This window comes from Dehalogenimonas sp. NIT-SK1, from assembly GCF_055384165.1.
On the sequence record NZ_AP042352.1, the window covers coordinates 899,549 to 915,599 of the forward strand.

The 16,051-nt window shown below is 40.9% G+C and carries 15 protein-coding genes and 1 tRNA gene; 13 read left to right on the plus strand and 3 right to left on the minus strand.

All coding sequences use genetic code 11. The features are described from left to right. Window positions 1–2 precede the first annotated feature (2 nt). The 11 genes from ilvC (at window position 3) to ACZ48S_RS04740 (ending at window position 9,855) form a co-directional block, all read left to right on the plus strand. On the plus strand, window positions 3–1,004 hold the full coding sequence (ilvC, locus tag ACZ48S_RS04690) for a ketol-acid reductoisomerase (protein WP_464211430.1): 1,002 nt from the start codon (window positions 3–5) through the stop codon (window positions 1,002–1,004). A 146-nt stretch (window positions 1,005–1,150) separates the two neighbouring features. Beyond that, a complete protein-coding gene (locus tag ACZ48S_RS04695) occupies window positions 1,151–2,689 on the plus strand; it encodes a 2-isopropylmalate synthase (RefSeq protein ID WP_464211432.1) in 1,539 nt (512 codons plus the stop codon). Window positions 2,690–2,703: 14 nt separating this feature from the next. Further along, complete coding sequence (locus ACZ48S_RS04700; RefSeq protein WP_464211434.1) at window positions 2,704–3,117, plus strand: MgtC/SapB family protein; 414 nt, start codon at window positions 2,704–2,706, stop codon at window positions 3,115–3,117. Window positions 3,118–3,119: 2 nt separating this feature from the next. Then, entirely contained in the window at window positions 3,120–4,367 is a 1,248-nt protein-coding gene (gene leuC / locus ACZ48S_RS04705) for a 3-isopropylmalate dehydratase large subunit (RefSeq protein ID WP_464211436.1), read from the plus strand. A 6-nt stretch (window positions 4,368–4,373) separates the two neighbouring features. Further along, complete coding sequence (leuD, locus tag ACZ48S_RS04710; protein WP_464214558.1) at window positions 4,374–4,877, plus strand: 3-isopropylmalate dehydratase small subunit; 504 nt, start codon at window positions 4,374–4,376, stop codon at window positions 4,875–4,877. A gap of 2 nt (window positions 4,878–4,879) precedes the next feature. Next, on the plus strand, window positions 4,880–5,971 hold the full coding sequence (gene leuB, locus ACZ48S_RS04715) for a 3-isopropylmalate dehydrogenase (protein ID WP_464211438.1): 1,092 nt from the start codon (window positions 4,880–4,882) through the stop codon (window positions 5,969–5,971). Beyond that, a complete protein-coding gene (cimA, locus tag ACZ48S_RS04720; RefSeq protein WP_464211440.1) occupies window positions 5,968–7,560 on the plus strand; it encodes a citramalate synthase in 1,593 nt (530 codons plus the stop codon). The genes leuB and cimA overlap by 4 nt, the downstream gene beginning before the upstream one ends. 176 nt (window positions 7,561–7,736) lie before the next feature. Continuing rightward, a complete protein-coding gene (locus ACZ48S_RS04725; protein ID WP_464211442.1) occupies window positions 7,737–8,327 on the plus strand; it encodes a hypothetical protein in 591 nt (196 codons plus the stop codon). Window positions 8,328–8,329: 2 nt separating this feature from the next. Beyond that, entirely contained in the window at window positions 8,330–9,049 is a 720-nt protein-coding gene (locus ACZ48S_RS04730; protein ID WP_464211444.1) for a hypothetical protein, read from the plus strand. Between the two features lie 31 nt (window positions 9,050–9,080). Continuing rightward, on the plus strand, window positions 9,081–9,728 hold the full coding sequence (locus ACZ48S_RS04735; RefSeq protein WP_464211445.1) for a thymidylate synthase: 648 nt from the start codon (window positions 9,081–9,083) through the stop codon (window positions 9,726–9,728). Between the two features lie 51 nt (window positions 9,729–9,779). Continuing rightward, window positions 9,780–9,855, plus strand: a tRNA-Lys gene (locus ACZ48S_RS04740). 81 nt (window positions 9,856–9,936) lie between these two features. On the opposite strand, the gene ACZ48S_RS04745 is transcribed toward ACZ48S_RS04740, so the two are convergent. Next, window positions 9,937–11,670 (minus strand): YgiQ family radical SAM protein, encoded by a 1,734-nt coding sequence (locus ACZ48S_RS04745; protein WP_464211447.1) that lies wholly within the window; start codon window positions 11,668–11,670, stop codon window positions 9,937–9,939. Between the two features lie 138 nt (window positions 11,671–11,808). Between ACZ48S_RS04745 and ACZ48S_RS04750 the strand changes: the two genes are divergently transcribed. Beyond that, complete coding sequence (locus ACZ48S_RS04750) at window positions 11,809–11,997, plus strand: FmdB family zinc ribbon protein (RefSeq protein ID WP_464211448.1); 189 nt, start codon at window positions 11,809–11,811, stop codon at window positions 11,995–11,997. A 96-nt stretch (window positions 11,998–12,093) separates the two neighbouring features. On the opposite strand, the gene ACZ48S_RS04755 is transcribed toward ACZ48S_RS04750, so the two are convergent. Both ACZ48S_RS04755 and ACZ48S_RS04760 read right to left on the minus strand, forming a co-directional pair. Beyond that, window positions 12,094–13,329: a SufB/SufD family protein gene (locus ACZ48S_RS04755; RefSeq protein WP_464214560.1), complete on the minus strand. Its 1,236-nt coding sequence runs from the start codon at window positions 13,327–13,329 to the stop codon at window positions 12,094–12,096. Further along, on the minus strand, window positions 13,317–14,075 hold the full coding sequence (locus tag ACZ48S_RS04760; RefSeq protein ID WP_464211450.1) for an ATP-binding cassette domain-containing protein: 759 nt from the start codon (window positions 14,073–14,075) through the stop codon (window positions 13,317–13,319). The genes ACZ48S_RS04755 and ACZ48S_RS04760 overlap by 13 nt, the downstream gene beginning before the upstream one ends. Window positions 14,076–14,232: 157 nt before the next feature. Between ACZ48S_RS04760 and aspS the strand changes: the two genes are divergently transcribed. Further along, window positions 14,233–16,026, plus strand: a complete 1,794-nt coding sequence (aspS, locus tag ACZ48S_RS04765; RefSeq protein ID WP_464211452.1) for an aspartate--tRNA ligase — start codon at window positions 14,233–14,235, stop codon at window positions 16,024–16,026. Window positions 16,027–16,051: the final 25 nt, after the last annotated feature.

Here is a 16,051-nt window from a genome sequence, read left to right on the forward strand (position 1 = left end):
TTATGGCAAAAATATATTATGAAAATGATTGTGACCACGGGATATTAAATGATAAAACCATTGGAATTATTGGATATGGTAGCCAGGGTCATGCACACGCACAAAATCTGCGTGATAGCGGGTTTAAGGTTATTATCGGATGCAAATCCGGATCTTTTACCGGCAAAAAAGCCGGGGCTGATGGTTTTGATGTAGTATCCAATAAGGAATTGACTAAACGAGCAGATATTATAATGATGCTTGCTCCGGACCAAGTTCAAGCGAGGATTTACCAGGAAGATATTGAACCTAATCTACGTCCCGGAATATCTTTGATGTTTGCCCATGGTTTTAATATTCATTTTAGCCAGATACTGCCTCCAGATGATATCGATGTTACCATGATCGCACCCAAAGGACCGGGACATATGGTGCGCCAGGTATACACCGAAGGTGCTGGGGTTCCAGCGTTGATCGCCGTATATCAAGATGCTACTGGAAAAGCTAAGGATACAGCCTTAGCATATGCTTATGGGATTGGCGCTGCTCGTGCCGGTGTTTTAGAAACTACTTTTGCTGAAGAAACAGAGACGGATCTTTTCGGAGAACAAGCAGTTCTTTGCGGCGGAACCTCAGCACTGGTTAAGGCCGGGTTTGAAACGCTTGTAGAGGCCGGTTATCAGCCTGAGGTAGCCTATTTCGAATGTTTGCACGAGTTAAAGCTTATCGTAGATTTACTTTATCAAGGTGGTTTACGCTATATGCGATATTCCGTCAGCGACACTGCTGAGTATGGGGATTACAAAACCGGTCCTAGGATTATTACCGAAGAAACTAAAGATGAAATGTGGCGCGTTTTAAATGAAATCCAAGATGGTACTTTTGCTCGTGAGTGGATTCTCGAGAACCAGGCTGGCAAACCTCATTTCAACGCTACTCGTCGCATAGAAGCCTCTCATCCAATTGAAATAGTGGGTGAGGAATTAAGAGGAATGATGAGCTGGCTTAAAAAACCGAAGGAATAGTAAATAACCAATATTATCAGAGAAAGTTTTTGTGTCATGAAATACATATCCGGGAAAATTCTCATCCTTAGCTGCCCCTCTTCTAGGTAGGAAGAGGGGGTAGCTGTTATTTTCGTTAATTATATAAAAGGGGGAGAATCTCGGAGATGAATAAGTTATTAATTTTTGATACGACTCTGCGTGATGGTGAACAAGCAGCCGGGGCATCGCTGAATATACAAGAGAAGTTAGAAATAGCGCGCGCTCTTGAAGCGTTGGGTGTTGATGTTATTGAAGCAGGGTTTCCGATTACTTCTGCGGGTGATTTCCAAGCGGTTAAACAAGTCGCGACAGAAATAAAAGACTGTAGTGTTTGTGGGTTAGCCAGGGCTAATCCTAAAGATATTGACAGTGCTTATGAGGCTCTGAAAGGCGCTGTATCACCACGAATTCATGTGTTTATTTCGACCTCAGATGTTCACATGGTTCACCAGCTAAAAAAGAGCCGTAGCGAAGTCTTGCATTTGGCTAAAGATATGGTTTCTCGTGCAAAAAACTATCTGCCGGACGTTGAATTTTCACCCATGGATGCATCACGTTCCGATCCCCAATTTTTATACGCGTTACTTGAAGCTGTTATAGAAGCCGGGGCAACCACGGTAAATATACCCGATACTGTTGGCTATGCCATGCCAGTAGAATTTGGAGGGTTAATAGGTGGTATCAAAAAAAATGTACCAAATATTGATAAAGCTATCATTAGCGTACATTGTCATGATGATTTGGGATTATCAGTGGCCAATAGCCTTGTGGCTGTTCAGCATGGTGCCCGCCAAGTGGAATGTACTGTCAATGGCATAGGTGAAAGGGCTGGTAATGCAGCCTTAGAAGAATTGGTAATGGCTATTAAAACCCGCCAGGATTATTATGAGGTTGCTTCTTCCATCAAGACTGAATTGATATATCCCATTTCACGATTAGTCAGTCAACGGACCGGTTTTATGGTTCAACCCAACAAGGCAATTGTTGGGGCTAACGCTTTCCGGCATCAATCCGGCATTCATCAGGATGGCGTAATAAAAATGGCCAAGACATACGAAATTATGGATCCGCGTTCCGTAGGTGTTCCTGCTTCTACTCTGGTATTAGGAAAACTGTCGGGTCGCCACGCTTTTAAAGAGAGGCTGGCAGAGCTTGGTTATAATATTTCCGGCGCAGATTTTGATCGTGTTTTTAATTCTTTTAAAGAACTGGCAGACAAAAAAAAGGAAGTTGCGGATCGAGATATCGAATCATTGGTAGCTGAGGAACAAAGGACGATATCTGAAGCATATCATTTGGAACGAATTCAGGTGACTTGTGGAGACCAGGGAGTGCCGACGGCAGCGGTTCGCCTTATTTCACCCGATGGGGATATGATCGAGGATGCAGCTTTGGGTACAGGACCGGTAGATGCCGTATATAAAGCAATAAATCGCCTTGTTGGTGTGCCAAATCGATTAACTGAATTTTCCGTTACTTCGGTAACTGCCGGTATTGATGCCATTGGAGAAGTTTTTATACGAATTGAGAGTGATGGGGTTTCCTACTCGGGTCGAGGTGCCGATACGGATATTATTGTGTCGAGTGCTAAGGCTTATATGAATGCACTCAATAGACTGTTGTCGGTACGAAATAACGCAGTTAATCCTAATAAGAAAGGCTGATAGTACGCTCTATAATGACTGAAGAAGTTACTATGGTTGTCAGATTGATGTTGGCCGGATTATTAGGGGCCGTGGTGGGGTTACAGCGGGAAAAGGCCGGTAAATCTGCTGGTGTACGTACTTTAGCGCTTATTTGTTTAGGAGCTACACTTTTTACGCTAATTTCCGTATTCGCGCTTGAAGAGGGGGATTCGTTTCGTATTGTCGCTAATATAGTAACCGGAATTGGCTTTTTGGGAGCGGGGGCAATAATACGCCGCGAAGATGAAGGGATGATAGAAGGGCTGACAACCGCGGCTACTGTTTGGTCTGTGGCAGCCATAGGTATTGCTGTAGGCGTAGGGTTATACTTGGTAGCCAGTGTGGCTACTATTATCGTGCTAATTATACTAATTTCGTCACGTGTTATTGATAAAGGGAGTAAATAAGGGTGAATTTAGCGGAAAAATTACTGGCTGATCACGCGGGTAAAGCAGAAGTAAGACCAGGGGATTTTATAAGTGCTCGTGTCGATGTGGTTCTTGCAAATGACATCACCGCACCGATCGCTATACGGGAATTTTGGAAGCTGGGTCAAGATAAGGTTTTTGACCCGAAGAAAATAGTTTTTGTCCCCGACCATTTCGTGCCGAATAAAGATATAGCCTCGGCAGAACAAGTTAAGATAGTTAGAGAATTTGCCAGGGCTCAAAGCGTAAATTTTTTTGAATGCGGGCAAATGGGTATTGAACATGTTATCTTACATGAAAAAGGCTTAGTAATGCCTGGTGATTTAATAATTGGGGCGGATTCTCATACTTGTACTTACGGAGCCTTAAGTGCTTTCGCAACCGGAATGGGTTCAACAGATATTGCAGCGGCTATGGCGACAGGTGATATCTGGATGAAAGTACCGCCGACTATTAAATTCAATTTTAAGGGTAAACTACCTAAGTATATAAGTGGTAAAGATCTTATTTTGTATACTATTGGACAGATTGGGGTGGATGGAGCTCTTTATGCGGCTATGGAGTTTGGGGGGGAAGTGATTGATAAATTATCAATGGATGGTCGTTTTACAATGGCCAACATGGCTATTGAAGCCGGGGCCAAAGCTGGGTTGTTTTATGCGGATAAGAAAACAATTTCGTATGCAAAAAACCGAGGTGACAGAAACCCTGTTGTATTTGAACCTGATTCCGAAGCTGAATACGAACGAGTTTACGAATATGATGTTAGTAAGCTTGAGTCACAAGTTGCGTTGCCACATTTGCCCTCTAATGTAAGACCTGTAAGTCAGGTTGGGCGGGTTTATCTTGACCAGGTAGTTATCGGATCGTGTACCAACGGACGGTTTGAGGATCTACAAGTAGCCGCCGGGATTATGAACGGGAAAAAGGTTAATTCAAATCTGAGATGTATCATTCTTCCAGGATCACAGCAAGTTTACCTTGACGCGCTTCGTTCCGGTTATATTGAGGTATTTATAAAGGCGGGTTGCGCGGTATCTACTCCAACTTGCGGACCTTGTTTGGGCGGCCACATGGGAATACTTGCTGCCGGTGAAAAATGCCTGGCAACTACTAATCGTAATTTTGTTGGGCGTATGGGAAGTCCGAAAAGTGAAGTGTATTTATCAAGCCCGGCCGTTGCGGCTGCAAGTGCCATCGCAGGAAAAATTGTTTCGCCGGATTATTAGGGGGTAATTTTGTTTAAAGGTTTTGTTCATAAATTTGGGGCAAATGTTGATACAGATGCCATAATACCTGCTCGGTATTTAAACGTATCTGAACCATCAGCTTTAGCAGAACATTGCATGGAAGATATTGACATAAAATTTGCCAAAAAGGTTAAACAAGGGGATATCATTGTTGCTACCTCCAATTTTGGATGTGGCTCATCAAGAGAGCATGCCCCAATTGCTATAAAGGCCGCAGGTGTTTCAGTCGTTATTGCTAAAAGTTTCGCTCGAATATTTTTTCGAAATTCTATCAATATAGGACTGCCATTACTGGAAAGTCCTGAAGCTGTAGAAACAACAGATACGGGTGATGAGTTAGAAATTGATATTTCAGCCGGAACAATCAGAAACATAACAAAAGGCAAAGTCTTCAGCGCCAAACCATATCCTGATTTTATGAAAAAGATAATTCAATCAGGTGGACTAGTTGAATACACACAAAATAGAATTATTGAAGGGGCTGTTTAGCATTGAAATATAAGATTACTATTCTTTCCGGAGATGGTGTTGGTCCAGAAGTAATGAAACAAGGCCTCAAAGTATTAGATGCAGTCGCTAGTAAGTTTGGGCATATTTTTGAATATAAAAATGAGCTCATCGGCGGGGTAGCAATAAATACTACAGGGTTGGCCCTACCTGAAATAACCTTGAAATCAGCCCGGGAAAGCCATGCTGTGTTATTAGCCGCAGTGGGTGACCCCCAATTTGACGATCCTCAATTACCAGTACATCCTGAGGACGGTTTATTAGCATTAAGGAAAGAACTAGGTCTTTTCGCTAACTTGAGACCGGTCAAGGTTTTTGATGAACTTGTTGATGCCAGTACCGTCAAACCGAGTGTTTTAAGGGGAACAGATTTTATTTTTATCAGGGAACTTACAGGAGGTGCCTATTTCGGGAAGCCTAAAAAAGAATGGTTAACCTCTCGCGGTCGAAAAGCTGTCGATTCAATGGTGTATTCTGAACAGGAAATTGAGCGCATCATGCGAGTTGGTTTCGAAATAGCGAGAAAACGTAAAAAGAAACTGGTGTCTGTTGATAAATCAAACGTATTGAAGTCATCACGACTTTGGCGGCAAATAGCTATAGAAGTATCTGTGGATTATCCAGATGTGGCTCTAGTCCATACACTAGTGGATGCATGTGCAATGCAACTTATACGCACTCCTGCCACTTATGATGTTATTGTAACTGAAAATCTCTTTGGTGATATTCTATCTGATGAAGCGGCTCAGTTAGCTGGTTCAATGGGTATGTTGCCTTCAGCAAGTCTGTCTGGTATTCCGTTAGCCGGAAGACCAACTTTCGGCTTATACGAGCCTGTTCATGGCAGTGCCCCAGATATAGCAGGAAAGGACATTGCTAATCCGATTGCAACCATATTGTCCGTGGCAATGATGCTCAGGTATTCAATGGCTTTAGAAAAAGAGGCTGACGCTGTCGAGAAAGCCATAGAAATTATATTAAAAAAAGGATACCGTACTGCTGATATAATGTCACCGGAAAAAAATATAATTGGCACGCAAAAAATGGGAGATATGATTGCAACTGAGGTCCGATGATATCTAAAATAGTCTTATACGACACAACTCTAAGAGATGGTTCCCAGCGCGAAGGGATTTCCTTATCAGTGCTGGATAAGATTCGCATAGCCAGGAAGCTTGATGATTTTGGTTTCCAATATGTTGAAGGAGGGTGGCCAGGAGCTAATCCAAAGGATAATGAATTCTTTCAGTGTATGCTGAATGAGGGATTAAAGAACGCCCGTTTAGTTGCATTTGGGAGTACCCGGAAAGCAGGAACAGCCGCAGAAGAAGATGTAAACCTTAGAGCGCTCTTAGAGTCTGGAGCTCCGGTAGTCACTTTGGTAGGCAAGTGTTCATCTAAACAGGTAACAAAGGTGCTAGGAACTAGTCTTGAGGAAAATCTTCAAATGGTGGCTGATTCAATAGCTTATCTGAAATCTAAAGGCAAGGAAGTATTCCTTGATGCGGAGCATTTTTTTGACGGTTTTAAAGATGATAAAGATTATTCATTAAAAGTACTTGAGGTCGCGACTGAAGTTGGTGCTGATTGTCTGGTTTTGTGCGATACAAATGGAGGTGCTCTACCAGAAGAAATAGCGAAGGCTGTAAAGGCCGTAATTGAACGATTCAATGTTCCCGTTGGAATTCATGCCCACAATGATGGTGAATTAGCCGTAGCCAATACTCTCGCAGCGGTATCTGCGGGTGCTGTTCATGTTCAGGGTACTATCAATGGATATGGTGAACGTTGTGGAAATGCCAATTTATGTTCTATCATTCCTGCACTAAAATTAAAAATGGGTTTTAATGTTCTTACTAAAGATAAACTCCAAAGATTGACTGAGCTGGCCCATTTCGTATCTGAGGCGGCAAATCTAGCGCCTGATCCATTTTTACCTTACGTTGGCCATAGTGCATTTTCTCATAAAGCCGGGCTGCATGTTTCTGGGCTATCAAGGTGGGTTTTTGCATACCAGCATATAGACCCGGAGACCGTGGGGAATAAGCCTCGCACGCTGGTATCTGAACTATCCGGGAAAACGAATATTATCCATAGAGCAAAAGAGATTGGAGTTGACCTGTCTTCAAAGGGAGGAGAGGTTAAAAAACTGCTTGAAAGAGTAAAAGAGCTGGAAAGCTTGGGTTTCCAATATGAGAATGCTGAAGCATCCTTTGATCTTCTAGTGCATCGCGCGTCACCGACTTACCAAGCACCATTTGAGCTTATCGATTTTATGGTTGTAATTGAAAAACGTCGTAGAACGCCGATGTTGTCTTTACCTCATGAAGAAATGATGAGTGAAGCGATAGTCAAAGTTAGAGTTTACGACCAGATAATGCACACCGCAGCCGAAGGTAATGGACCTGTTAATGCCCTTGATATCGCTTTACGAAAAGCTTTACTTCCGTCATACCCATCATTAGCCCATGTAAACCTCAAAGACTTCAAGGTGCGTATATTGGAAGAAAGCATAGGAACTGGATCCGTAGTAAGAGTTCTTATTGAATCGACGGATGGAAATGAAGAATGGCACACCGTAGGCGCCTCTTCTAATATTATTGAAGCAAGTTGGCTCGCTCTTGTTGACAGCTTAGAATATTGGCTACTAAAAAACCGTAATTAGAGAGTTACAGAAGTTAAAATTAAGCCCCATACTATTATGATAGTTTTGTTTTAAAATTTTGGATGACATTAACTTATGTACTATAAATTAATAGGGAAGTTGTTGAATGGGTTGTTTTATTGGTAAATACCTATCTTGTATAATCAGAATTAGTGTTAAATATGATGGGGGAAATAATGAGTGAAATCCGTTCTGCTCGGGAAATTGCGCTTGAAAAAGTAAACGAAATAGAAGACATTACGGAAGAAGATAGATTGCGATGGAAACTTGTGCCAATAGGAGAAAAATTAGCACAGCGGTATCTTACTGAAGATTTAGATTTGGAACAGGAAATTGCATCGTATAACCCTGGCGAATTATTGTATATTAAGCAAGGCATGATCCCAATAATAATCGCGGGATTGGATTTACCACGAACTGAAGTAATCAAAGATAATAATCAGAAAATTTCGACAGCCGTTATGATTCTGAAGGACGATAAAGAAGCTGTTGCGGAATTATTAGGTAAGTTGCAACAACTTTTTGACCATTATAAAAAAGTGGGTGACCAACAAAAACAACAAGCTTATCAAGCATTTAAAACAAATTTTGAAAATCGTATCCGACAAACTGTTAAAGAACAACAAGGTATAGAGTATTCTGGAAATATGAACGTTGAACAATATCCGCAATTTCAAGAAGAATGGAAGAGAGTTTCAAGTCAATATGATCGTCAATATATGAACTCTATCGACCGAATAAGGAAAGAACTTTTGGAAACAGCTTAGTTTTGAGTATGCAAGATTATAGCCACCATATCAAGCAGGCTATTAGTCACACTCAAGTTATCAGACCGCCCGAACAGTTGCTTGCAACATTCGGGCAGACAAGTATTCACTACTACATTCTGACCGAGCCAATTTACACTGCAATTGAAGATGGGAGCTCTTCTCCTGAAACGGTTCTCCGTCAAGGTATAGTAGTGGCTGAACAACCCAAATTAGTCACCCCATTTTATTTGCAGCGTTTGGAAGGTTTTGGTGATCAAGCTCAGGAATATTTCAACATGATTGCTGAAAGTATAGGACCAAATGCACCTGGCTTGCTTTACTCTTATAAAAATGAACCTGGCGACTTAAGTATTCTCAGTGGAAATCTACCTGAAGTTGCCGAGAGAATAAACTCTGATATTATTAAACGTGATGAAAAAAAGGCGGCAATTATCCGTGGTCTGGATGATATATGGGACGTATCGCTGTTTAAATTCATTTATGATCTGACTGAGAGTTCCATCAGGCAGAACATACTAGAACTACACCAAAAAGGTTATCTGTCTATAGATAAAAGAGGAATTACTGTTGAAACACGCGTGCGTATCGAACGATTGTTCGGACAACTGAGAAATGGAGAAATAGATCCCATTATTCTAAAATCAGAATTAGATCGTTGGGATATTTTTAACGAGTATCAAGATCGATTTTTTTCAACTATCCGTGATAAGCGAGTCTGAAAATACATAGTAGCAATAATCTGGAGTTGCAATGAAAATTTCAAGCCTAGTGGCTCGTGACCTGTCGGAATCATGGTTCGTATGTCTTCGTGAAGTACTTAAAAATGGTTATGAATATACTATTGAAAGGGGCAGTTATGCGGGCCAGCAACGCCGGGAACTTGATATGCTCACTATCCAGATAACAAACCCGGGTAACCGGCCAATTATACCTGATGTCCCTCCAGGTGTTCCGCCCCCAACTACTATGGGTTATTTGGATCATTATTTGCCATATCTGATGACTGCGCAGCGGGCAGAAGGAGAGCAATATACTTATGGTCAGTATTTGGAGAGCCAGATATCCGAAGTAATCCGTATGTATAAAGAAGAAGGTTTTAATACAAATCAGGCTTTCATGACTGTTGGAAATCCAGAGTCAATATTTTTGAGTGACCCTCCGTGCTTAAGAGGTATTGATACCCGTGTGAGGTATGGCAAACTGCATTTCATCGTTTATTTTCGATCTTGGGACCTCTGGGCAGGATTCCCATCTAATCTTGCTGCATTGCAACTCCTGAAAGAATATATGGCTTGCGAAATCGGAGTGGATGACGGAGAGATTATAGCAGTCAGTAAAGGTATTCATCTTTATGATTATTCGTGGGAAATTGCGGAAACCGCTTGTGGCTTATCATAATCTGCTTGCCGTATTATACTGATTTTGTTATGCTTAACACCTGTGTTTCCTGGGCCGCTAGCTCAACTGGCAGAGCAGCTGACTCTTAATCAGCTGGTTAGAGGTTCGAGTCCTCTGCGGCTCACCATTAGTTGTTTGATGCATTAGAATTCATTAGTTCATATTAAGCAAATATTTGAATATGGGGATATTTTCATTTTGACCAGTACTAAGCTTGATGTAGCCGGATCTTGGGTTTTTGGCATTGATGCAGAAGTATCTCTTTTTGAGCTTGTTTCTTTTTAAGGATTTTTTCTACATAAAGTTTTCTTCCAGTGAAGGGGTCAATTTCCGTGTGATACATAACACTGGACCAAGTAGATGGTGCAGGCAAAAATATTTGGATTTGTTCCGGATTAGTTTTCAGGTTTTGAGATACAAACTGTTTTAGTTTCTGCATATCATTTTGAGTGCAGCTTGGATGAGCAGCGATGAAATAGTATGTCAAAAATTGTTTTTTGCCGATTTTCGCACTTAAATAATCAAAGGTTTTTTTGAAACGTACCAAACTACTAATTTCAGGTTTGCCCATCAATTTCAATATTTTATTTTCACTGTGTTCCGGTGCAACTTTTAATTGGCCGGATATATGATGTTGTATTATATCTTTCAGATATGATTTACCGTGTTGACCGTCAGCTTCGATTAAATCATAGCGAATCCCGGAAGCTATAAAAATTTTCTTGATCCCTTTCAATTTCCGTAGTTTTTTAAGCAGATCTATTTGCCTAGAGTGGTCTGGATCTAATTTCGGGCAGACTTTCGGTGTAAGACAATGTTTATTTTTACAAGGACCATATTTAGCCATGCTTTTACAGTCAAAACCATACATATTTGCCGTCGGACCACCGAGGTCGCGGATATATCCGGTGAAATCTTTGTATTTCGTTAAGACTTTAGCCTCTTCAATAATTGAAGCTTCACTGCGCCAGTGTACAATACGTCCCTCATGTAAAGAGATGGCGCAAAAATTGCATTCGCCATAACACCCTCGATGAGAAACAATAGAAAACTTTATTGTTTCTAGGGCTTTTACCTTCCCAAATTTTTCATAATACGGGTGTTGGGCTCTTTCAAAATATAAAGAGTACACTTTATCTAACTCCGGTGTTGTAAGAAGTAAGGACGGTGGATTATGTACCAAATCCCGATCACCATGTCTCTGATAAAGTCCAACAGCGTCCATCGGATTATTATTTAAATAAAATTTGTGAAACATTTCTATGAAATTGTTACTATTACTGGACACTGCATCGAAAGATGGTAGTTTAATATAACCTTTCTCGATATGATCAAAATCATTTTTCCCGGCAACATAGCATAAACCACGTATGGATCGAGGATCACTACTTTTAGAAATCCTGGCAGCCAGTTCAATAATTGCTTTTTCGCCCATACCATAAACAAGATAGTCTGCTTTTGCGTCGATTAGTATTGAGCCTCGTATTCGATCATCCCAATAATCATAATGGGCAATTCTACGCAAGCTAGCCTCGAGTCCTCCGAGCACGATTGGGACAGTACTCTTAAAATATTTCCTGATAAGGTTGCTGTACACAATGGCGGCTCTATCGGGACGACGGTCATTTATGCCCCCCGGAGTATAATCATCCTTTCGGCGCTTTCTTTTTAAAGAAGTGTAATTGGCAACCATTGAATCGATGCACCCACCGCTTATACCCCAAAAAAGCGATGGCTCACCCAACCGTGTAATATCTGAATCAGTATTTATATCTGGCTGGGCGATAATACCGACTTTGTATCCTTCGGCAGCCAAGAACTTGCCAATCAACGAAATACCGATGAAAGGACTGTCAATGTAAGAATCACCAGTGACAAGGATGATGTCCAGCTTGTCCCAGTTTCGCTTTTTCATGTCTAATGGTGTAGTGACTAAAAACATTTTTAAAAGATTTTATAAATAGTTAAATTATGCTACTACTATTACTTTTTACGCGACTGTAAAAAATATGTGATATTTATCACCGCTTATTAGAAAAGGAGGATGTAACATTAACTATAACACAAATAAGGAGAAAATATGCCTATTTATGAGTATCAGTGTGAAGAATGCAAAAACAATTTTGAAATGTTACGACATTTCTTAGATAACGAAGAAATAAAGTGCCCTGAATGCAAATCAGGTAAAGTACAAAGAATTTTATCAAAATTTAGTTGTGGTAACAGCAGTTTTGGAGCGAGTGGATGTAATTCAAGCATATCCGCGTGAGGCTAATTTTTATGAACCAGTTCGGTTCTTAGAACATTAAAGCCCCCCTTTAGGTCAACAAAGGGGGGCTTTTAATATATTATGTACCAAGCTATATTAGAGTGCCTCGTTTTCTGATGCTTGAATTGCTTTTTGGAGCTCGATATTGAGGGTAGAAGGTAAGCCCTCAATATCAACTTTGAGAAAGCCGCGGATTATCGCGGCAGTTGCTTCATCTCTGGTGAGACCTCGCGCCATTAGATACTCAACTTCCTCCTCTGCTATTTTACCAACCGCGGCTTCGTGTGATAAATCCACATTGGGTACGGTAGCCTTTAGCTCCGGAATTGCATGAATACTTCCATTGTCTTTCAATATCAACCCTCGGCATTCAAGATGACCTTTGATATCCACGGAATTGCCTTCCATATAGCCGCGTGAAATTATTTCACCTCCGGAGGTAATAGCCCTGGCTATCATCTCTGTTTTAGCGCCAGGAGCGTTAAGAAAAGCCCTAGATCCTAAATCCATGTGTGATCCTGGGGAAGCCACCATTATAGAATTAAACCGAACGGTGGCATTTTTACCCACGCATTTAGCTACCGGCGAGGACTGTATAGAATGCACCGGTTTCATAATTACATAATTGGATAGAAATAATCCGTCCTCCTCAACAATCGCTCCGGTACGAGGTCTTACCTCTGTTTCGTTCGACCAATTATGTATCATACTAAAGGTTATCTTAGCCCCCTTTTTGATATAAAACTCAGAAACACCCAAGTGAAGACCCATTTCCTGTCGATGAGCTACCGAACAACCGGTAATAATATGGAGTTCTGACCCTTCTTCCGCAATGATAATATTATGCACGTCTTGTACAGCTTGACCATGCTGAAGATATAAACACGCTTGAACGGGATATTCAGTTTTCACTCCAGGAAGCGCTCTTATAAAGTAACCGTCAGCATTATTCAATTCGACATGAGCTGTGTATTTGTCGGCATCAACCTCTACTGCTTTCCAGAAGTAATCATCAACCCAATCATATTTTTCTCGAGCCTTACTAACACTTGTTACCTCAATACCTTCCTGAACAGTACTAAAATGGATCGGTGTGTTGTCTACTTGGACAAATGTTCCGGTTCGTTGGGAAAGGTCATCAAGTATGATACCGGACTCCAACATTCGGTTTTTATCTCTTTCATCAATTTTTTCCAAGTCGTTAAGGTAATGGTGTTTTTGTTTGTCTGGTTTCTGTAATTTTTCCAAGTCAATATCAGACCCGGAGGCCGCTTTTTTGTCAATTGCGGCTCGTGCTCGCTCTTTATCTCCCGAATTATTCATCTTTTGCATATTTGACATGAAGCGCAGTCTCCATAACCTTTAACTTTTACCGTTTCTAATATTTCATGAGGGTCACCCTCACATATAATATTCCCTTCGAACATTACATATCCAGTACGTGCATTGACGTAATTGAGAATATGACCAGTATGGGAAATAATCAAGCCACTTCGCGTGCGATTGCGCATGGGATGGGTTTTTTCTAAAAGAGCATTTATAAGTTCACCGATAAGAGCAATATTTTCTAAATCCACACCAGATTCAGGTTCATCTAACAGAACTAAATCCGGGCTCTGCGCTAAAAGTTGCAACAATTCAGACCTCTTTGTTTCACCACCGGAGAATCCATGATTGATATCTCTGTCGAGAAAACTGGTCATATTTGCCTTCTCGGCTAAATTAGCTAAGGTATCCTCGTGCTCACGATTGGCAAAACAGGCAGTAACCATGTCTTTCGTTTTTACACCCCGGACTATCGGAGGCCTCTGAAAAGACAATCCGATTCCTGCTCGTGCACGTTCGTCGAGTGAGAAATGGGTGACATCTTTGCCAGCAAAAATTATGCTTCCGGCAGTAATTTTATACTTTGGAAAACCCATCAATGTCATTAATAGGGTGGTCTTACCGCTACCATTTGGACCATATATTACGTGGGTTTCTCCCGGACGAATAGTCAAATCAATTCCATGAAGAATTTCTCTATTATCTACTTCTACCTTAAGACCACGAATTTCTAATAGATTACCATCCTCCATCAACAGCACCTCAAATGAATTATTTCAGTGAACTATTATCCGTTACCAGAGATAATCGGTCAAATGAAAACATTCTATCACGTTTAGTTTGAACTCAAATAGACCTTCGGATATAATCAAGTTTTACATTATTAAAACTCTGAATCGAGGCAATATCTTGATTAAGGATCACCAGTGCGGTGAAATCAGTGAAAAACATATAGGAAAAACAATCACCGTAGCAGGATGGGTACATCGCCGGCGTGACCATGGCGGTCTAATTTTCATTGATTTAAGAGACTGTTCAGGCATTGTTCAAACAGTATTTAATCCACAAGATGGAACTGAAGTTCATAAAATAGCTGAAAATCTTAGGAATGAATTTGTCATAAAATTAACCGGCACGGTTGCTCAGAGACCTTTTGGTACCGAGAACAGCAGTATGCCCACAGGTAAAGTAGAGGTTAACGTCGAGTCTGTTCAAATACTAAATGAATCAAAAACTCCACCATTCTACATAAATGAAGATCTAGATATTGATGAAACTCTGAGATTGAAATACCGTTATTTGGATATTAGACGTACACGCATGAAGGATAACCTAATTTTAAGGCATAAAGTTATTCGGTTTATGCGGCGTTATTTGGATGCGAGAGGTTTCATTGAAATAGAAACCCCTATCTTGCTAAAAAGTACACCTGAAGGTGCTCGTGATTACTTGGTTCCAAGTAGATTATATCCTGGAAAGTTTTATTCATTAGCTCAATCACCTCAGCAAATGAAGCAATTATTGATGGTTGCCGGTATCGAAAAATACTATCAAATTGCTAAATGTTTTCGTGATGAGGATTTGAGAGCTGACCGTCAACCGGAGTTTACTCAGCTAGACATTGAAATGAGTTTTATAAATGAAGAAGATATGATGGAGCTTCTGGAGGGTCTGTTTACCTCTTTGATTGAATCTGTTACCCCTGATAAAAAGCTGGTGAAACCCTTTCCGCGTTTTAGTTATGATGAAATCACAGAGCGATTCGGCAGTGATAAACCGGATTTGCGTTACAGCATGGAATTAGCTGATTTAACCGATATTGCCGCTGATACCGCTTTCGGTGTGTTTTCTAATACCGTTAAGAATGGGGGGGTAATTAAAGCTATATCTGCTCCGGGCTGCGGAAATTATTCAAAGAAACACATTGAAGGGATTATTGATAGAGCTAAACAACTGGGCGCAGCTGGGTTAGTGCCGGTCTCGCTTGGTACAGAAGCGGGGGGGATATCAGAAATACAAATGGAAAATGTACGGTCGATCGCCGCTAAATATTTAACAATTGAACAGGTTAAATCAATGGCCGAGCGCTGTGGCGCTACGCGTGGTGACCTCTTACTGTGTGTTGCCGGTAAACGCGAAAAGGTAAACTATGTTCTTGGAAATTTACGTTCTGAATTAGGTAGTCAATTAAAGCTTGCCGACGAAAATGAATTACTGTTTGCATTTGTTAAGGACTTTCCGCTGTTTACTTGGGATAATGAAGAAGAACGTTGGCAATCGACTCACCATCCTTTTACCGCGCCTCAAGAACAGGATATGTCTTTACTTGATACCGAACCAGGTAAAGTTCACGGCAGGCACTACGATCTTATTTTAAACGGCTATGAAATTGCCGGAGGTAGCATACGTATTCATCAGCCGCAATTGCAGCGGCGAATTTTTCAATTATTGGGTCATTCTGAAGAAAAATTACAAGCCTTGTTTGGACAACTGCTGAATGCTTTTGAATATGGAGCTCCACCTCATGGGGGTGTAGCTCCTGGAATTGATCGAGTAGTAGCTATTCTAGCTGGAGAACCTACTATTAGGGAAGTAATAGCATTTCCAAAAAATCAAGCCGGGATGGATCCCATGTTTGGGTCTCCTTCAGAAGTAACTGATGAGCAGTTGGACCAAGTACATATTTCTTTGAAAATACAATAATAGTTTATAATAACACTAATAATTA